The following is a 17,566-nucleotide window of genomic DNA, read 5'->3' as shown; positions in this document are numbered from 1 at the left end:
GCGGGGGCACGGGATCAGCGCGGCAGGTCGGCGCGGGATCCGCGCCTCGGCACACCTCGGACGCGCACCTCGCACGCACACCTCGGACGCACACCTCGGACGCACACCTCGAACAGGGTGAACTATCCATACATACCGCATACGAAAACAATTTTCTACATGACCGACTTGTTAGAAAATTTCTTCCGAAAACCGCTTGACCTGGCCCGTTGACACTGGGAAAGCTGTGGCGGGAGTGCAAAAGGTGAAAGGACCGCTCCCCCCATGGTCACCGTCCGCCCCTTCCAGCCCGGTGATGAGACCGCGCTGGTCGACGCCTGGAACCGCAGCATGCCGGCCGACCCCACGACGGCCGGCTGGTTCAAGGACTGCGTGCTGCTCGACCCCAACTTCGACCCCGAGGGCCTGCGCGTGGCCGTGGCGGGCGACGAGGTGGTGGGCTGCGCGTACGCCGTCCGCCGCCTGATCCCCTTAGCGCCGGGCACCGGCCTGGAGCCGGACACCGGCTGGATCCCGTTCTTCTTCGTCGTCCCCGAGCACCGGGGCGGCGGCCTGGGCCGCCGGCTGCTGCGGGAGGCGGTCGCGTTCCTGGAGGACCTCGGCCGCACGAAGATCGAATTCTCCTCCTACACCCCCTTCTATGTGCTGCCGGGCGCGGACGCCGAGCTCTACCCCGCCGCATACCACCTGCTCCGGCAGCTCGGCTTCACCACCCTCTACTCGCCGGTCGCCATGGACCGCACGCTCGTCGGCTACCAGGCCCCGCCCGAGGTCCGCGAGCTGCGCGAGCGGCGCGAGCGCGAGGGGTACGCCTTCCGCAGCCCCACCGTGGGCGAGCTGCCCGAGCTGATCAGGTTCGCCGCCGGCGAGTTCAACCCCGACTGGGGCGAGGCCATCCGGCAGCACCGCGACCCCGAGCGCATCGTGATCGCGACGAAGGGCGGCCGCATAGCCGGCTTCGCCCTGTACGCCGCCTACCGCGGCATCCCCGAGCGCTTCGGCCCCTTCGGCGTCGACCCCGAGCTGCGCGGCACCGGGCTCGGCAAGATCCTCCTCCACCTCACCATGACCAGGATGCGCGCCGAGGGGCTCCACTCCTCCTGGTTCCTCTGGACCGGCGCCACCAGCCCGGCCGGCCACCTCTACACCAAGGCCGGCTACGAGATCACCAGAAAGTTCCACGTGATGAGGCGATCCGCATGACACACGTTCTCGCCATCGGGGCCCACGCGGGCGACATGGACCTGACCGCGGGCGCGGTGCTCGCCCAGCACGTGCTGCGCGGCGACCGCGCGACGCTGCTGCACCTGACGCTCGGCGAGCGCGGCCACCCCCGCATGCCGGTCTCCGACTACGCCAAGCAGAAGCGCGAGGAGGCCGAGACGTTCGCCGAGCGGATCGGCGCGGGCGTGCGCTTCCTCGACTACGAGGACGGTCTGCTGCCCGAGGACGACGAGACCAAGATGCGCGTCGGCGACATGATCAGGGAGCTGCGCCCCGACGTGATCATCACGCACTGGAGCGCCTCGATCCACAAGGACCACGCCCGCACCCACCGCATCGTCGAGGACGCCCGCTTCTACGGCGGTCTGAAGACCCTGGAGCGCGAGCACGAGGCCTACTGGGCGAGCGAGCTCTACTACGCCGACAACTGGGAGGACGCCGACGGCTTCGTGCCCGACACGTTCGTCGGGATCGAGGACGAGGCGTACGACATCTGGTCGCAGGCCATCACCGGCTACGCCTACGCCAGAGGCGAGACCTACGGCTTCCCCTACGTCGACTACTACCGCGCGCTGACGATCGTGCGCGGTGCCCCCGCCGGGTTCAAGCGGGCCCAGGCGTTCGCCGCGCCGAAGGGCTCGCGGCAGCTGCGCACCAAGTACTTCGGGAAGGGAGCCTCCGCATGAGACGACCGGCGAGCCGGATCGCGGCGATGGCGGCCGCGCTGGCACTGGCGGTGGCGGGCTGCTCCGGCGGCGGAGGCGGCGGTGGCGCCGCCACGGGCGGGGACGCGCCGCCGCTGATCGTGCACGCCGTGGACGCGGGCACGTTCCAGGAGGACTTCAACCCGTACCACCTCGAAGGCGTGAACTTCGGTACCAGCGGGATGATCCACGAGACCCTCATGTTCTTCAACAAGCTCAAGCCGGGCGAGATCACGCCCTGGCTGGCGCTGAAGTACGAGTGGTCGAACAAGGGCAAGTCGGTGACGTTCACGCTGCGGCAGGACGTCAAGTGGTCCGACGGTCAACCGTTCACCGCCGACGACGTGGCGTTCACCTTCGACATGCTGAAGAAGCACCCGCAGCTCAACAAGAGCGCCCTCGAGCTCGAGGGGACCGAGGTGCTCGCGCCCGACAAGGTGCGCATCGACTTCGCCGCCACCTCCTACGCCAAGCTGTACGACATCGCCGGCAACTCGCCCATCGTGCCCAAGCACATCTGGGAGAAGGAGCAGGACCCGTCGACCTTCACCAACCCCAAGCCGGTCGGCACGGGGCCGTACACGCTGTCGACGTTCTCCTCCCAGCTCTACGAGCTGGTCAAGAACCCGTCCTACTGGCAGCCGGGCAAGCCCGAGGTGCCGGTCGTGCGCTTCCCCGCGTACACGGCCAACGCGCTGCAGACGGCGCTGCAGCAGGGCGAGGTCGACTGGGCGGGCGCGTTCGTGCCCGACATCGACAAGATCTACGTGCAGGGCAAGCCCGAGCAGAACAAGTACTTCTTCCCGCCCGAGGGCCTGGTGACGCTGCTGCCGAACCTGACCAACCCGGTGCTGGGCAAGCCCGAGGTACGCCAGGCCATCAGCCTCGCCATCGACCGGGAGAAGATCGTCAGGATCGCCGAGCGCGACTACACCAAGGTCGCCCACCCCAGCGGCGTGACGATGCCGGGCGGCGAGGCGTACGTGCCCGAGGAGTACCGCGACGCCGCCTACAAGGTGGACATCGACAAGGCCAAGGAGCTGCTCAAGGGCATCGACCCGGCCAAGCTGAAGTTCGAGCTGCTGGTGCCGTCGCCGTACACCGACTGGGTGAACGCCGCCCAGCTCATCCGCGAGGACCTCGCCAAGGTCGGCATCACCGTCGAGACCAGGGGCGTGGCCTTCCAGGACTGGGTCTCCAAGGTCGGCAAGGGCGACTACGACCTGTCGATCAGGGGCACCCCGGCCGGTCCCACCCCGTACTTCCAGCTCCGCACGCTGCTCTACGGCAAGCTCGCCAAGCCCGTCGGCGAGTCCGCCACCGGCAACTACGAGCGGTGGAAGGACGAGGAGACCGACAAGCTGATCGCCGAGTACGCCGCCACCGAGGACCTGGCCGAGCAGCAGCAGGCCACCCAGGGCCTGGCCAGGATCATGGTCGAGAAGATGCCCGCGCTGCCGCTGTTCTACAGCCCGTCCTGGGCGCAGTTCCGCACCACCAAGTACGTCGGCTGGCCGTCCGAGCAGGACCCGTACGCGATGCCGTCCCCCTACACCTCGCCTGACGCGGCGATGGTGCTGCTGCGACTGAAGCCGGCGGGCACGTGAGGTTCCTGGCCAGGCGGCTCGGCTTCTACCTCCTGACGGCCTGGGCCGCCATCACGCTGAACTTCCTGATCCCCCGGCTCATGCCGGGGGATCCGGTCGAGCTGCTGGTCGCCCGCATGAAGGGCAACGTCGAGCCGGCCGCCATCGACGCGATGCGCAAGGCGTTCGGCATCAGCGACGCGAGCCTGTGGCAGCAGTACGTCGACTACCTGGTCAACCTCGCCCACGGCGAGCTGGGCCGGTCGATCACCTTCTACCCGACCGAGGTCTCCTCGGTGATCGCCGACAGCCTGCCGTGGACGATCGGGCTCGTCGGCGTCGCCACGCTGATCAGCTACCTCGTCGGCACCGCGCTCGGCGTCATCATGGCGTGGAAGCGCGGCACCTGGCTGGACGGCGTGCTGCCGGCCGCCACGTTCATGCACGCGGTGCCGTACTTCTGGGTGGCGCTCGCGCTGGTGTTCGTCTTCGGCGTGACCCTGCAGTGGTTCCCGGTGAGCCGCGCGTACGGGCTGGACGTCACGCCCGGCCTCAACGCCGAGTTCGTGCAGAGCGTGCTCTACCACGCCGCCCTCCCGGCGATCACCATCGTCGTCGCCTCCATGGCCGACCGCATCCTCGGCATGCGCAACGTCATGGTGACCACGCTCGGCGAGGACTACGTGGTGATGGCCGAGGCCAAGGGCCTGACCTCGCGCCGGGTCATGTGGGCCTACGCCGCCCGCAACGCCATCCTGCCCAACATCACCAGCTTCGCGCTCTCGCTCGGCTTCGTGGTGGGCGGCTCGGTGCTCACCGAGATCGTCTTCTCCTATCCGGGCATCGGCTCGATGCTGCTCAAGGGCGTGGAGAACGAGGACTTCCCGCTCATGCAGGGCATCTTCCTCGTCATCTCGCTCGCGGTGCTCGTCGCGAACTTCCTGGCCGACCTGGCGTACGTGGTGCTCGACCCCCGGACCAGGCAGGAGTCGGAATGAAGATCAAGATCGGGGCCGGGATCCTCGCCTTCTTCGCACTGGTGGCGATCTTCGGCCCGCTGTTCATCGGCGCCGATCCCGCCGCCACCAGCGACGCCGGGCTGCAGCCCCCGTCGGCCGAGCATTGGCTCGGCACCACCCAGACCGGGCAGGACGTGCTCGTCCAGCTCGTCTACGGCGCCCGCGTCTCGCTCGGCGTCGGCGTGCTGTCGGCGGTCATCGCGACCGTGCTCGCGGTCGCGGTCGGCCTCGTCGGCGGATACGTCGGCGGCGCCGTCGACGAGGTGCTGTCGGTGCTCACCAACATCTTCCTCGTGCTGCCCGCGCTGCCGCTCATCATCGTGCTGGCCGGCTACCTGCCGCAGCGCGGCGTCACCTCGGTCGCCGTGGTGATCGCGGTGACCGGCTGGGCGTGGGGCGCGCGCGTGCTGCGCGCCCAGACCCTGTCGGTGCGCCGCCGCGACTTCGTCCAGGCCGCCAGGGCGAGCGGCGAGGGGCCGCTGCGGATCGTCTTCTTCGAGATCCTGCCGGTGCTGCTGCCCGTCATCGCCACCAGCTTCCTCGCCACCGTCGTCTCGGCGATCCTCGCCGAGGCCGGGCTGTCGTTCCTGGGCCTGGCCGACCTGTCCACGGTGAGCTGGGGCAGCATGCTGTACTTCGCGCAGAACGGGCAGGCGCTGCTCATCGGCGCCTGGTGGTGGTTCATCCCGCCCGGCCTGTGCATCGCGCTCATCGGCACCGGCCTCGCCCTGGTGAACTTCGGCATCGACGAGATCGCCAACCCGCGGCTGCGCACGATCAAGGTCCCCAGGAAGGCACGCGCATCATGAACGTCCTGGAAGTCCGCGACCTTAGCGTGGACTACCTGTCCGGCTCCGGAGCCGTGCACGCGGTCTCCGGCGTCTCGCTCGACCTGCGCCGCGGCGAGATCCTCGGCCTGGCCGGCGAGAGCGGCAGTGGCAAGTCCACGATGGCCAACGCGGTGGCCAGGCTGCTGCGCCCGCCCGCCGCCGTCACCTCCGGCACGGTCACCTACCGCCGCCAGGACGGCACCGCCGTGGACGTGCTCTCCCTCGGCAAGAAGGAGCTGCGCGCCTTCCGCTGGAAGGAGCTGGCCGTCGTCTTCCAGAGCGCCATGAACTCCCTCAACCCGGTCAGCACCGTGGGCGCCCAGATCGACGACGTGCTGCGCATCCACGCGCCCGGCATGTCCCGCGCCGAGCGCACCGAGCGGGCGGTGGAGCTGCTGCAGCGCGTCGGCATCAGCGCCGACCGCCGGCGCTCCTACCCGCACGAGCTGTCCGGCGGCATGCGCCAGCGGGCCGCCATCGCCATCGCGCTCGCGCTCAACCCCGAGATCATCATCATGGACGAGCCGACCACCGCGCTCGACGTGGTGGTCCAGCGCGACATCCTCGCCGAGATCAGGGCGCTGCGCGAAGAGTACGGCTTCGCGGTCGTCTTCATCACCCACGACCTGTCGCTGCTCATGGAGATCTCCGACAGGATCGCCATCATGTACGCGGGCCGGGTCGTGGAGACCGGGACGGCCAAGGCGCTGCACCGCGCGCCGCGCCACCCGTACACGCTGGGCCTGCTGCGCTCCTTCCCCCGTCTGCGCGGCCCGCGCGAGGAGCTGCTCGGCATCCCCGGCACCCCGCCCGACCTGCGCACCCTGCCGCCCGGCTGCGCCTTCCACCCCAGATGCGCCAAGGCGATGGAGGAGTGCTCGCAGACCCTCCCGGTGCTGCGGTCCGAGGCGGACGGCGAGGTCGCGTGCCTGCTCAACGACGGGAGGGGGCTGTCATGAACACCGCCATGAACGACGTCGTCCTCGAGGGACGCAACCTGACCAAGCACTTCACCGCCGCCCGCGGCCCGCGCGGCCGCTTCGGCAAGCGCCCGCCGGTGCGGGCGGTCGAGGACGTCTCGATCGCGCTGCGCGCCGGCACGGTGACGGCGCTGGTCGGCGAGAGCGGCTGCGGCAAGAGCACGGTCGCCCGGCTGCTCGCCCAGGTCTATCCGGCCACCTCCGGCGAGGTGCTGCTCAACGGCGAGCCGGTACGCGCGCACCGCGGCCCCGCGTTCAAGGAGTACCGGCGGCAGGTCCAGCTCATCTTCCAGGACCCGTTCGCGTCGCTGAACCCCTTCCACCGGGTCCGCTACCACCTGGCCAGGCCGCTGCGGCTGCACGGCCACGCCCGCACCGACGCCGAGGAGCGCGAGCAGGTCGCCGAGCTGCTCGAACGCGTCAGCCTCACCCCGGTCGAGCAGTTCATGGACAAGATGCCGCACGAGCTGTCCGGCGGCCAGCGGCAGCGGGTGGCGATCGCGAGGGCGCTCGCCGTCCGGCCCGTCGCGCTGATCGCCGACGAGCCGGTGTCCATGCTGGACGTGTCCATCAGGCTCGGCGTGCTGCGCCTGCTGGAGGGGCTGGCCAGGGACAACGGGCTGGCGCTGCTCTACATCACGCACGACATCGCCAGCGCCCGCTACTTCGCCGAGGACATCACGGTCATGTACGCGGGCCGGCTGATCGAGAGCGGGCCCAGCGAGGAGCTCACGCAGTCGCCGCGCCACCCGTACACGCAGCTGCTGCTGGAGTCGGCGCCGGACCCCGACCGGGTGGCGCCGCCTGCGGGCGAGCGGCACGGCGAGCCGCCCAGCCTCATCACACCGCCGAGCGGCTGCCGGTTCCACCCGCGCTGCCCGGTGGCGCTGCCGGTGTGCTCGTCCGAGGTGCCGGGGCGCACCGAGCTGGGGGACGGGCACTGGACGCACTGCTGGCAGGCGGAGGCCGCCGTCACCGGCTGACCCGTAGCGGCCCGCGGGCTCTCCTGGCGGCGGGCAGGTGCTCGGTAGAACAGGCGACTGCCGCAAAGGCGGCACCCCTCACGCCGGCAAGGAGCAGCCCGTGGCCGACGAAACCCCGCTCGGCCGGATCGGCACCGGCCTGCCCACCGAGGACAACACGCACGAGGTGGCCCAGCGCGTCGACCCGTCCAGCCGCATCCTGCACGTCGACAACGACCCGGTGGTGCTGCTGCACGCCCGCGTGCTGCCGTCCGGCAGCTACCTGATCATCGAGGACGGCACCAAGACGGTCGAGCCCGAGACGGCGGCCGAGGCTCCTCCGCTGACCACCCCGGCCCTTCGCTGACCGCGTGGCTTTCGGCTGAGCGTGCGGGCCTCCGCCTGCCCGCACGGCCGTGCCTCAGCTCGACCGGCCCTTTGCCAGGGCGCGCAGCAGGGCGGCGGTCTCGTCCGGCGGCAGCGCGGCCAGCCCCAGCTCGTCCATCAGGGCGTGGTACGGCAGCACGTCGGCGCTCTTGGTGACGTACCGCGCGGTGGTGAGCTGCTCGATGTAGACGACGTCGGGCAGCTGCCGCTGCGGGAAGCGCAGGATCGTCACCGGGCCGATGCCCCCGGCCATCTCGCTGGAGGTGAACGGCAGCACCTGGATGGTGACGTTGGCCAGCTCGCTCATGAGCGCCAGGTGCTCCCACTGGGCGCGCATGACGGCCTCGCCGGCGACGCGGCGGTGCAGCGCGGCCTCGTCGAGCACCACCCACAACCTGGCCGGATCGTCCCTGGTGAGCACCTGCCGGCGGCGCATCCGCACGGCCACCCGCTGCTCCAGCACGCTGCCCGTGGCGCCTTGGGCGATGACCGCCCGCGCGTACGCCTCGGTCTGCAGCAGCCCCGGCACGAGCTGCACCTCGAAGGCGCGGATGAGGCAGGCGTCCTGCTCCAGGCCGAGGTAGGGCTCGAACCAGTCGGGGATCGCCTCGCGGTACTCCTGCCACCAGCTCGGCGCGTTGGCCTGCTCGACCAGGGCCAGCAGGCCGGCCCGCGCGCCCTCGTCGGTGACGCCGTAGAGGGTGAGCAGGTCGGCGACGTCGCGTACCTTGAAGCCGGTGCGGCCGGCCTCCATCCGGCTGATCTTGGAGGTCGAGCCGCGGATGAGGAAGGCCGCCTCCTCGCGGGTGACCCCGCGCGCCTCCCGCAGCCGTCGCAACCGGGCCCCGACCAGGGCGCGCAGCGTCGTGGGCGCGGACCAGAGCCCGCCTCCGTCGGTGATGTCGCTCACGTCCCTCGTGTCGGCGGCCGGCATCAATGCTCCCTCGGTGTCAGGCCCTCGCCCCACTCCAGCATCGCCCCCATATTGGCACGGACCAACGGCCGCGGGATCGGCGATCCACTGAAGAAGAACGCCCGGCGCCGTGGCTTTTGCCGGTGGCGATCATATGCGATGTTCGTGCCGTGGCGACGTATTCGCTCTTCGGGTTTCGCTCCGGAAGTCCGTGCCTATGTGGCGGCTTTGTGGAGTTTTCGACTTGTGGCCCTGGGCGGGTTTCGATCGCATATCGCAAGGCATGAGGGAGGGGATTTCCTTTCTCATGCGCGATTTTTTGACAGTGGCGCTCGATAAGCTCCCATCCCGTCTTTCAGCTGATTTATGGCGTTATATCACGACCGCCTGTCCGAGGCGGCCGGTGCGGGCTTCGAGCTCGCGCTGTGGGCCGCGATCGATGCTCTGCTCGGCACGCTCGACCTCATCGGGACCGCCCGGGAGCTTGACCGCCGCGCCCCTCCCGGCATCGTTCGTGACCCGGCCGCGCGGGCGGGCCTGCCGGGCGGCGGTGATGGCCGTGACCATGCTGCCGATCGCCCTCCTGGTCCAGCCGGAGGAGCAGGCACGCCTCAGCCGCACCGGGTGGGACGTGAACTGCTCTGACCGGCGAACCTCGCGATCAACGGGGAGGGCCGCTACCGGCTCCGCGTGAACGTGCGGACGCCCAGGAAGAGGAGCACCTCGTCGTGGCTCCATCCCGGTTCGTCGAGAAAACGGCTCGACCTGAAGTCGCTGAACGGACGCCGCTACTTGCGAGGTCAGGGACAAGATTGAGCCGATGGGAACCATCACCCCTGCTCGTCCCATCCCATCTACGGAAGGAGCGAGGAACCGGACACCCGGTTCCCGCGCGTAGCATCGACAGCGCAGGGGAGGTCACCGAGACGAGGTGAAAGCAACGGGCCGCGACCACGCCCGCCACGGCGGCACGACCGCCGGCGGCTCGGCGCGCCCGATCGATCCCTTCCACGGCCGGGGGAGTGGCCACCCCCCGGCGCCGTCGCCCGCGCAGGCGTACGGTCGTCCGGCACTTTCCGAGCGTCCCGAGTCCGAGCACACCGTGAACGTGCCCGGTGCACCCTCCGACGACGGAGGTTCCGCGTTCGACCCGGACCTCTGACCGAACGCGGCAGGGGAGCGCGACCCGCGTCCGCCGCCGCGTCCACCACGACGACGAGGAAGACACATCACATGCATCCTGAGGCGTTAACCCAACGCGCCCGCCGCCATGGATGGAAGGTGGCGTCCGCCGAGGGTCCAGTGATCGCCGTGGAGCGCCACCACTGGCGCATGAGGGTCACCTTCACCGGTAAGGCGCCCAAGACGGCCAGCATCACCGGCCCCGACCTCGAGGAGAGCCGGCCTGTCAATCTGCGTCTGATCAACTCGCTGCTACGGGCGAGCCCGGCGGAGTTCGCCGCGCACGCCCACGAGGCGATCATCGGCAAGGGCCAGAACGGCAGCCAGGCACGCACGTGACCGCACCGTCAGGAGGGTGGCCGGGGCCGCTCGGCCCCAGGCCCCGTCCCTCGCGACGGCCCGCCGGGCGCCGGCGCGGCCCAGCCGGCGACGCCCGGCGATCGAGAACCAGAGCACGAACCTCGGCGTAAGCGCCGAGACCGAGACAGCGGGAGGCCCTTGACGCGGCCGACCACCGCCGTCCCGGTCGCGAAGTCCTGCGCGCGGCGCGCTCGCCGCCCGCAGGATGGGTGCCGCCCCCGGCCTCGCGAGCGCCGCGCCTCCACCTGTGGCGGCCGACCGCATCCGTCCCCTCCCCGCCTCGCGCATGGAGGGGCTTGCGCGCGCATGAGGGGGCTCGCGCATGAGGGGGCTCGCGCATGAGAGGGCTCGCGCATGAGGGATGCGGCGCCCGCCCGGCCCCACGGACCAAGCTCGGGCCGGGCGGGCGCCGCCGTCTTCGGGCGCGTCAGGCGCCGCGCGCGGCCTCGTAGCGGGCGATGACGTCGTCCCAGTTGATGAGGTCCCACAGCTTCTCGACGTAGTCCGGGCGCACGTTGCGGTACTGCAGGTAGTAGGCGTGCTCCCAGGCGTCGAAGACGAGCAGCGGGGTGGTGTTCATGCCGACGTTGCCGTGGTGGTCGTAGACCTGCTCGACGACCAGGCGGCGGCCGAGCGGCTCCCAGGCCAGCACGCCCCAGCCCGAGCCCTGCACGGTGGTGGTGGCGGTGGTGAGCTGCCTCTTGAACGCCTCGAACGAGCCGAAGTGCTCGTCGATGGCCGCGCCGAGGTCGCCGTCCGGGCGGTCGCCGCCGTCGGGGGACAGGTTCTGCCAGAAGATGCTGTGCAGAACGTGGCCCGACAGGTTGAACGCGAACGTCTTCTCCAGCCCGACCAGCCCGCCGAACTCGCCCTTCTCGCGGGCCTCCGCCAGCCGCTCCAAGGTGTCGTTGGCGCCCTTGACGTAGGCGGCGTGGTGCTTGGCGTGGTGCAGCTCCAGGATCTCGCCGGTGATCGCGGGCTCCAGCGCCGCGTAGTCGTACGGCATGTCGGGAAGCGTGTACTGGCCCATGGCCTGTTGCTCCTCACTCCTACTTGCAAATCAGTTGCAAGAACAATAGCGAAGCAACTGGCTCTTGTCTCGGGGTGGCGCGCCGAAGGCGTTGAAGGCGGACGGGCCCGAACCGGCGCAGCGCTGCCCGCCGACGGCAGGCCGGCCCGTGGAGGGTGGGATGCCCCTGCCAAGGGTGGGTGCGGCTTGCGGTGGTGGGGTGCGGCCCATGCACGGTTGGCCGGCCCGCGGAGGGTGGGTGGCTACGGCTTGGGCGGAGGTGGGTTCTCCGCGCTTCGCAGGGCGGGAGGCAGGGGATGGCTGTCGGGGTGCAGGGCCCGGGCGCAGGCGGTGAGCGTCTCGGCGAGCCTCCTGCGGTCGGTGGCGTCGACGCCGGCGAGCATGACGGCTTCGATGTCGTCGAGCGAGCGGTCGCAGCGCTGTAGCTTGCGCAGCCCTTCAGGGGTGAGGCGGGTACGCAGGGCGCGCCCGCCGTCGGGGTGGGGTTCGCGGGCGATCAGGCCGCGCTTTTCGAGATCGCGGATGACGAGGTTCATCGCCTGCGGGGTGACGAAGGCGATGCGGGCGAGGTCGGCCGACGAGGGAGCGTCGCGCAGGCGTAACTCGCTGAGCGCCATGTACTCGGTCGTCGTGATGCCGTGCCGGGCGAGCGCTTCGTCGAGGCAGGCGCGGATGCGGCGTTCCAAGCGGAACACCAGGTAGCTCACGTGGGGCGGCGGTGCGTGCGGCGCGGTGGCCGCGGGGACAGCCGGATCGGTCACCAGGCGACGATATCGCGCCCGCGCTCGGATGTAAGTTTCTTGAACTTGTATCAAGGACCTTGATGTCAAGGTACTTGATAACCAGCGGCAACGGACTCTCCCCGCGAGATCACGTGAACGCGCGCCTCGGGCGACCATTGACGCTGGGCCGCGGCGCTTTTATTTTCCGCGCAACCCGGATTCACACGCTGACACGGAGAAAAGGACCGCGAATGACACGATTAACCACCGCGCTGGCCTCCGCATGCGCCGCGGCGCTCTTCGCCGTCATGACCGTGGTGACCGGTTCACCGGCCGCCGCCGCGAGCCTCGTCGAGGTGACGAACTTCGGCAGCAACCCGGGCAACATGCAGATGCATGTCTACGTACCGGACTCGCGGCCCGCCTCGCCCGCGATCGTGGTCGCCATGCACGGCTGCGGCGGCTCCGGCCCCGGCTTCTACCAGGGCAGCGAGTTCGCCTCCCTGGCCGACCAGTACGGCTTCATCGTCATCTACCCGACCGCCACCCAGTCGGCCGGGTTCGGCAACTGCTTCGACACCTGGTCGGACGCGGCCAAACGGCGCGGCGGCGGCAGCGACCCCGACTCGATCCTCTCCATGATCGACTACGTCGAGCGGACCTACGGCGGAGACCCCGGCCGGGTCTTCGCGACCGGCAGCTCCTCCGGCGGCATGATGACCCAGCACATGCTCGCCGTCCACCCGGACGTGTTCAAGGCGGGCGCGTCCTTCATGGGCGTGCCGTTCGACTGCTTCGCCGGCGCCTCCGACTACCCGCCGGGCAGCAGCAGGTGCACCGGCGGCGGCATGGACCGCACACCCCAGCAGTGGGGCGACGCGGTACGCCAGGTCTACCCCGGCTATTCCGGCGTCCGCCCGCGCATCCAGCTCTGGCACGGCACCGCCGACCCCCTCGTGCCGTACTCGCTGCTGGGCGAGTCGATCGAGCAGTGGACCGACGTGTTCGGGCTCGGCCAGACCCCGACCGACACCGACACCCCGCAGGCCGGCTGGAGCCGCAGCCGCTACGCCGACGCGTCCGGCACCGTGCTGGTGGAGGCGTACAGCATCCAGGGCGCGGGCCATGTGCTCCCGCAGTCCGGTATGGCCCGCTACGCCATCGAGTTCTTCGGCCTGACCACCGCTTCGAACGACACCACGCCGCCCACGGCCCCATCCGGGCTCACCGCCTCGGACACCACCGCGACCGGCACCACCCTGACGTGGACCGCCTCCACGGACGACACCGGCGTGACCGGCTACGACATCCTGCGCGCACCGGGCGCGTCGGGCGGGACCTTCGCCCAGGTCGGCACCTCGGCCACGACCTCGTACACCGACACGGGCCTGACCCCGGACACGACCTACCGTTACCAGGTCCGGGCGCGCGACGCCGCCGGCAACGTCTCACCGGTCTCCGAGACCGTCGAGATCACCACCCTGGAAGGGGAGCCGAGCGACGGCACCTGCTCGGCCGTCCCGACCGTGCAGTCCGAGTGGGGGAACGGCTATGTCATCCAGCCGCTCACCATCACCAACACCGGTGATGCCACGATCACCGGCTGGACCGTCACGTTCACCCTGCCCGCCGGTCACACGCTGACCGGCTCGTGGAACGCCGACGTCACCACCAGCGGGCAGACCGTCACGGTCAAGAACGTCGGCCACAACGGCACGCTCGCGCCGGGAGCCGCGACGACCAGCGTCGGTTTCCAGGTCAGCAGGCCGGACGGCGACACCGCGCTGCCGTCCGGTTACACCTGCGCCTGACCGCTCCCCGATCACGGCCCCGCCGGCCGGGGCCGTGATCGGGGAGGCCGTCTAGACCGTCACACTCGCGCCCTCGAGCACGCGCATGAAGGCGCGCGACCAGTCCGGCAGGTCAGGCCAGCCCCGGCAGGACACCATCGGCCCGTCCACCACGTCGGGCGCGTCCACGAAGGTGGCTCCCGCCAGCTCCATGTCGGTCTTCAGCGGCGGGAACGCCGCCGTCCTGCGCCCGCGCAGCAGCCCGAACGCCGCCGGCACCTGCGGGCCGTGGCAGATCGTGCCCACCGGCAGGCCGCGCTCGAAGAAGTGGCGCACGATCGGTCCGACGTGGGGATCGGTGCGGATGTACTCCGGCGCGCGCCCGCCCGGGATCACCAGCCCCTGGTACTCCTCCGGGCGTACGTCGCCGAACGCGAGATCCACCTGGAGCTGGTGGCCGGGCTTTTCGGTGTAGGCGTCCCACCCGGGCTCGAAGTCGTGGACGACCAGCTTCAGCGCGCGGGTGGTGGGGGCGGCCACGACCGCCTCGTGCCCTCCCTCGCGCAGCCGGAAGACGGGGTACATGGTGTCGAGCTCTTCCGCCGCATCACCGGCCAGAACAAGCACACGTGCCATGGCTCACTCCTTGTTCTCCCTTCCGTTGAGCCTAGTCCGCCCGCGCCGGAAAGGGCAGACCTCGGCCTCGTGCTCCGATTCGGCCGTCTCCCGGGTGAGGCGGCGGGCTTCCGCTCGTGCGCTTCGACGGGAACGCGTCACGAGATGCGGGACCAGCGCTGGTTGGCCGCGCCCGTGCACGTCCAGATCTGCAGGCGGCTGCCGTTCGCGGTGGCGTTGCCCGCCACGTCCAGGCATTTGCCCGCGCCGACCGCGGTGATGCTGCCGTCGCTGTTGAAGCGCCACTTCTGGTTGTCTTGGCCGTTGCAGTCCCAGATGATGACCGGGGTGCCGTCGGCGGTGCCGGCCTCCTCGACGTCCAGGCACTTGCCGCCGTAGACGCGCAGCTCGCCGTCGGCGGTCTCGGACCACTGCTGGTTGGCCTGCTGGTGGCAGTCCCAGATGATCACGGGGGTGCCGTTGGCCTGGGAGGCTTCCTCCACGTCGAGGCAGCGGCCCGAGCCCTCTCCCCGGATGCGGACGGGCGGCGGGGCGGGGGTGCCGCCGCTGACGCGGAAGACGGCGGTGCCGTGTGCGGGGACGCTCGCCGAGATGGTGCCGGTCGTCGTGGTGACGGCGTCCGTCCAGGCGTCATGCAGCGTGAACGGACCGCCGGTCAGGCCGATGGCGGAGGCCGTGGTGCTGATCGTGGTGGTGGAGCCGCCCTGGTTGAACAGCGCGACCGCGACGTCACCGTTGCTCAGCCGCTTGGCCAGCACGCGGCGCGTGCCGTCGAAGGCGACCTGGACGGCCTGCAGGCCGAGCGGGTCCTGGTTGATGGCGATGAGGTTCGCGTTCTTCAGGATCGCCGAGGTCGCGGCGTCCATGTTGCGGACGTCGTTCCCGGCGATCAGCGGGGCCGCCATGATCGCCCACAGCGCGAAGTGGCTGCGCATCTCGGTGTCGTTCATGCCGCCGCGGCCGACGACCATCATATCCGGGTCGTTGAATCCCCCCGGCCGGGCGTTGCCCGCGAGCGGCACGTTCACGTCCACGATGTTCTTGATGCCCATCGGGTAGCCGTTGGTCTGCCCCGTGTCCCAGGCGTTCGTGATGTCCTCGGTCGTGCGCCAGATGTTGGCGACGTCGCCCCAGTCACGCTGCGGACCGGTCTTCTCGTGGATGCTGTTGGGGTTGATGCTGTAGAGGATCGGCCGCCCGGTGGCGGCCAGCGCGTCGCGCATCTTCGCGAACGTGCGCACCTGGTCGTCGATGGTGCCGGTGGGGGAGCACCAGTCGTACTTGAGGTAGTCGACGCCCCAGGCGGCGAACTGCCGGGCGTCCTGCTCCTCGTGGCCGAGGCTGCCGGTCGCACCCGGGTAGCTGCCGAAGTACTGGGCGCAGGTCCGGTCCAGCGGCCCCTGGTAGAGGCCGAACTTCAGGCCCCTGGCGTGCAGGTAGTCGCCGAGCGCCTTCATGCCGCTGGGGAACCTGGACGAGTTGGCCTGCAGGTTGCCGGCCGAGTCGCGCTCGGGCGCGAACCAGCAGTCGTCGACCACCACGTACTCGTAGCCGAGATCGCGCATGCCGTTGCTGACGAGCGCGTCGGCCGTCTCCTTGATCAGCGTCTCGTTGATGTTGCAGCCGAAGGTGTTCCAGGTGTTCCAGCCCATCGGCGGGGTGCGGCCCACGCCGTTGTCCAGCGCCTGGGCGGGCGGCCCTGTCACGACGGCGCCCGCCGTCATGGTCAGCAGCATGGTCAGGGCGAGGGAGATGCGGGTTCGTTTCCTGGTCATCGAGGTCTCTCCACAGTGGGGGGTACGGGGCGGGTCAGCGCGTGAAGCGCCACCAGTCGACGTTGAACAGGTAGCCGCTGCCGCCGGTGAAGCGGAGGTAGAGGTCGTGCGTGCCGGTCGCGCCGGAGACCGGGCAGGTCACCGAGGTCCAGCTCTGCCAGTCGCCGGTGCCGGGGACGGTGCAGGTGCCTGCGAGGGTGCCGGTGGGGCCGTCGAGCCGCAGCTCGATCTGGCCGCCGTCGGTGGCCGAGGCCACGCGGGCGGTGAAGGAGGACGCGCCGTCGCCGAACGCGACGCCCTTGACCTTGAGGTAGTCGCCGTTCTCGATGTAGCCGACGTTGATGCCGCCCTCGCTGGACGGCTCCGTCTCGACGCCTTGGGCCCACGCGGTCGTCTCGGCCTCCTGGCGGGTGTACGGGTCGAGCGTGCCGATCTGCGGCGGCCCCGCGGTGGTCATGTTGATCGTGGGGAACGTGCCGTCGGCGTTGTAGGTGAACTGCTCCACGGCCACCGACCTGGTGAAACCGCCTCCGCCAGGGAGTGCGCCATTGTGGTAGAAGAAGTACGAGCCGCCCCGGTAGTCGATGACGCCCGGATGGTTGGTGAAGCTGCTGCCTTGGGTCGGCATGATCGTGCCCCGGTACGTCCACGGGCCGGTCGGGGTGGGCGCGGTCGAGTAGCCGATGAACTCCGAGCAGCACTCGGCGGCGAAGACGATGTAGTACAGGCCGTTGCGCTTGAAGACCCAGGGGCCTTCCTCGTAGAGCGTCGGGCGGTCGGAGTTGCCGTAACGCGTGCCGAACCCGGATGTGGTGAGCGGGATCTGCGTCGGGCTGCCCGAATAGGAGATCATGTCCGGGTTCAGCCGGACGTACCAGAGGTTCGGGTTGCCCCAGTACAGGTAGGCCTGGCCGTCGTCGTCGATGAAGACGTTCGGGTCGATCTCGTTGTTGTTGACGAGCGGGTGCCCGAGGGCGTCATGGAACGGGCCCGTCGGGCTGTCGGAGACCCCGACGCCGATGGCCATCGACCCGGTGGCGCGGTGGCGCACCGGCACGTACCAGTAGAAACGGCCGTTGCGGTGGACGACGTGGCCCGCCCATGCGTTGTCGTCGGCCCAGGCGAACGTCTCCAGGCTCATGGGCGAGCCGTGGTCGGTCCAGTTGGCCATGTCGGTGGTGGAGTAGACGCGCCAGTCGCGCATCGTGAACCACGTGGAGCCGTCCTCGTCGTGGCCGGTGTAGACGTAGAGGCGGCCGTCGTAGACGAGGGGTGCGGGGTCGGCCGTGTAGATGGTCTGCACGATCGGGTTGTCGGCGGCGGCCGCGGACGGGAACAGCACGCTGGGAAGCAGCAGGCCCATGATGCACAGGACCGTGCGCAGGACGGGTTTCACCGATGGTCTCCCTTGTGACAGGTGCTGTTAGCGCTAACATCAAGCGGGTACGTGAAGCTCCTGCCGCGGA

16 protein-coding genes and 1 pseudogene are annotated in these 17,566 nt (G+C 70.2%); 10 read left to right on the top strand and 7 right to left on the bottom strand.

Translation table 11 applies throughout. The annotated features are described in order from the left end of the window. The first annotated feature begins 264 nt into the window (after positions 1-264). The 8 genes and pseudogenes from ACGFIM_RS04005 to ACGFIM_RS03970 all read left to right on the top strand — a co-directional run. Positions 265-1,203 carry a GNAT family N-acetyltransferase gene (locus ACGFIM_RS04005; protein WP_393194209.1) on the top strand — a complete coding sequence of 313 codons (939 nt, stop codon included), beginning with the start codon at positions 265-267 and terminating at the stop codon, positions 1,201-1,203. After that, positions 1,200-1,910, top strand: a complete 711-nt coding sequence (locus ACGFIM_RS04000) for a PIG-L deacetylase family protein (RefSeq protein WP_393194206.1) — start codon at positions 1,200-1,202, stop codon at positions 1,908-1,910. Before ACGFIM_RS04005 ends, ACGFIM_RS04000 begins: the two co-directional genes overlap by 4 nt. Next, a complete protein-coding gene (locus ACGFIM_RS03995) occupies positions 1,907-3,535 on the top strand; it encodes an ABC transporter substrate-binding protein (RefSeq protein ID WP_393194203.1) in 1,629 nt (542 codons plus the stop codon). Before ACGFIM_RS04000 ends, ACGFIM_RS03995 begins: the two co-directional genes overlap by 4 nt. Beyond that, entirely contained in the window at positions 3,532-4,512 is a 981-nt protein-coding gene (locus ACGFIM_RS03990; protein WP_393194200.1) for an ABC transporter permease, read from the top strand. The genes ACGFIM_RS03995 and ACGFIM_RS03990 overlap by 4 nt, the downstream gene beginning before the upstream one ends. Then, entirely contained in the window at positions 4,509-5,342 is an 834-nt protein-coding gene (locus ACGFIM_RS03985; protein WP_393194197.1) for an ABC transporter permease, read from the top strand. Before ACGFIM_RS03990 ends, ACGFIM_RS03985 begins: the two co-directional genes overlap by 4 nt. Further along, positions 5,339-6,322, top strand: a complete 984-nt coding sequence (locus tag ACGFIM_RS03980) for an ABC transporter ATP-binding protein (RefSeq protein ID WP_393194194.1) — start codon at positions 5,339-5,341, stop codon at positions 6,320-6,322. The genes ACGFIM_RS03985 and ACGFIM_RS03980 overlap by 4 nt, the downstream gene beginning before the upstream one ends. Continuing rightward, positions 6,319-7,326 (top strand): ABC transporter ATP-binding protein, encoded by a 1,008-nt coding sequence (locus ACGFIM_RS03975; protein ID WP_393194191.1) that lies wholly within the window; start codon positions 6,319-6,321, stop codon positions 7,324-7,326. Before ACGFIM_RS03980 ends, ACGFIM_RS03975 begins: the two co-directional genes overlap by 4 nt. Positions 7,327-7,453: 127 nt before the next feature. Further along, a pseudogene (locus tag ACGFIM_RS03970) lies at positions 7,454-7,585 on the top strand (SAM-dependent methyltransferase); the annotation flags it as partial. 141 nt (positions 7,586-7,726) lie between these two features. Here the strand turns inward: ACGFIM_RS03970 and ACGFIM_RS03965 are convergent. Continuing rightward, positions 7,727-8,626, bottom strand: coding sequence for a helix-turn-helix domain-containing protein (locus ACGFIM_RS03965; RefSeq protein WP_393194188.1), 900 nt, complete (start codon positions 8,624-8,626; stop codon positions 7,727-7,729). A gap of 351 nt (positions 8,627-8,977) precedes the next feature. Next, positions 8,978-9,172 (bottom strand): hypothetical protein, encoded by a 195-nt coding sequence (locus tag ACGFIM_RS03960; protein ID WP_393194185.1) that lies wholly within the window; start codon positions 9,170-9,172, stop codon positions 8,978-8,980. Between the two features lie 714 nt (positions 9,173-9,886). On the opposite strand from ACGFIM_RS03960, the gene ACGFIM_RS03955 reads away from it, so the two are divergent. After that, on the top strand, positions 9,887-10,126 hold the full coding sequence (locus tag ACGFIM_RS03955) for a hypothetical protein (RefSeq protein ID WP_393194183.1): 240 nt from the start codon (positions 9,887-9,889) through the stop codon (positions 10,124-10,126). A 448-nt stretch (positions 10,127-10,574) separates the two neighbouring features. On the opposite strand, the gene ACGFIM_RS03950 is transcribed toward ACGFIM_RS03955, so the two are convergent. After that, entirely contained in the window at positions 10,575-11,177 is a 603-nt protein-coding gene (locus tag ACGFIM_RS03950; RefSeq protein WP_393194180.1) for a superoxide dismutase, read from the bottom strand. Between the two features lie 242 nt (positions 11,178-11,419). Then, positions 11,420-11,938 carry a MarR family winged helix-turn-helix transcriptional regulator gene (locus ACGFIM_RS03945; protein WP_393194177.1) on the bottom strand — a complete coding sequence of 173 codons (519 nt, stop codon included), beginning with the start codon at positions 11,936-11,938 and terminating at the stop codon, positions 11,420-11,422. A gap of 212 nt (positions 11,939-12,150) precedes the next feature. On the opposite strand from ACGFIM_RS03945, the gene ACGFIM_RS03940 reads away from it, so the two are divergent. Next, positions 12,151-13,710, top strand: coding sequence for a PHB depolymerase family esterase (locus ACGFIM_RS03940; RefSeq protein WP_393194174.1), 1,560 nt, complete (start codon positions 12,151-12,153; stop codon positions 13,708-13,710). Positions 13,711-13,761: 51 nt separating this feature from the next. Here ACGFIM_RS03940 and ACGFIM_RS03935 read toward each other — a convergent pair whose 3' ends face one another. The 3 genes from ACGFIM_RS03935 to ACGFIM_RS03925 all read right to left on the bottom strand — a co-directional run bounded on the left by ACGFIM_RS03935 (position 13,762) and on the right by ACGFIM_RS03925 (position 17,496). Then, positions 13,762-14,325, bottom strand: coding sequence for a DJ-1/PfpI family protein (locus tag ACGFIM_RS03935; RefSeq protein ID WP_393194171.1), 564 nt, complete (start codon positions 14,323-14,325; stop codon positions 13,762-13,764). 137 nt (positions 14,326-14,462) lie between these two features. Beyond that, positions 14,463-16,100, bottom strand: coding sequence for a glycoside hydrolase family 27 protein (locus tag ACGFIM_RS03930; RefSeq protein ID WP_393194168.1), 1,638 nt, complete (start codon positions 16,098-16,100; stop codon positions 14,463-14,465). Positions 16,101-16,134: 34 nt separating this feature from the next. Next, complete coding sequence (locus tag ACGFIM_RS03925) at positions 16,135-17,496, bottom strand: glycoside hydrolase family 43 protein (RefSeq protein WP_393194165.1); 1,362 nt, start codon at positions 17,494-17,496, stop codon at positions 16,135-16,137. Positions 17,497-17,566 lie beyond the last annotated feature (70 nt).

This window comes from Nonomuraea sp. NPDC049309, from assembly GCF_043196965.1.
GTDB classification, from domain to species: domain Bacteria; phylum Actinomycetota; class Actinomycetes; order Streptosporangiales; family Streptosporangiaceae; genus Nonomuraea; species Nonomuraea fastidiosa.
This window is presented reverse-complemented; position numbering and strand designations above follow the sequence as displayed.

Coding starts and splice junctions, on each gene's coding strand:
- ACGFIM_RS04005 (WP_393194209.1), top strand. CDS start 265: ATGGTCACCGTCCGCCCCTTCCAGCCCGGTGATGAGACCGCGCTGGTC.
- ACGFIM_RS04000 (WP_393194206.1), top strand. CDS start 1,200: ATGACACACGTTCTCGCCATCGGGGCCCACGCGGGCGACATGGACCTG.
- ACGFIM_RS03995 (WP_393194203.1), top strand. CDS start 1,907: ATGAGACGACCGGCGAGCCGGATCGCGGCGATGGCGGCCGCGCTGGCA.
- ACGFIM_RS03985 (WP_393194197.1), top strand. CDS start 4,509: ATGAAGATCAAGATCGGGGCCGGGATCCTCGCCTTCTTCGCACTGGTG.
- ACGFIM_RS03980 (WP_393194194.1), top strand. CDS start 5,339: ATGAACGTCCTGGAAGTCCGCGACCTTAGCGTGGACTACCTGTCCGGC.
- ACGFIM_RS03975 (WP_393194191.1), top strand. CDS start 6,319: ATGAACACCGCCATGAACGACGTCGTCCTCGAGGGACGCAACCTGACC.
- ACGFIM_RS03965 (WP_393194188.1), bottom strand. CDS start 8,626: ATGCCGGCCGCCGACACGAGGGACGTGAGCGACATCACCGACGGAGGC.
- ACGFIM_RS03960 (WP_393194185.1), bottom strand. CDS start 9,172: ATGGTCACGGCCATCACCGCCGCCCGGCAGGCCCGCCCGCGCGGCCGG.
- ACGFIM_RS03950 (WP_393194180.1), bottom strand. CDS start 11,177: ATGGGCCAGTACACGCTTCCCGACATGCCGTACGACTACGCGGCGCTG.
- ACGFIM_RS03940 (WP_393194174.1), top strand. CDS start 12,151: ATGACACGATTAACCACCGCGCTGGCCTCCGCATGCGCCGCGGCGCTC.
- ACGFIM_RS03935 (WP_393194171.1), bottom strand. CDS start 14,325: ATGGCACGTGTGCTTGTTCTGGCCGGTGATGCGGCGGAAGAGCTCGAC.
- ACGFIM_RS03930 (WP_393194168.1), bottom strand. CDS start 16,100: ATGACCAGGAAACGAACCCGCATCTCCCTCGCCCTGACCATGCTGCTG.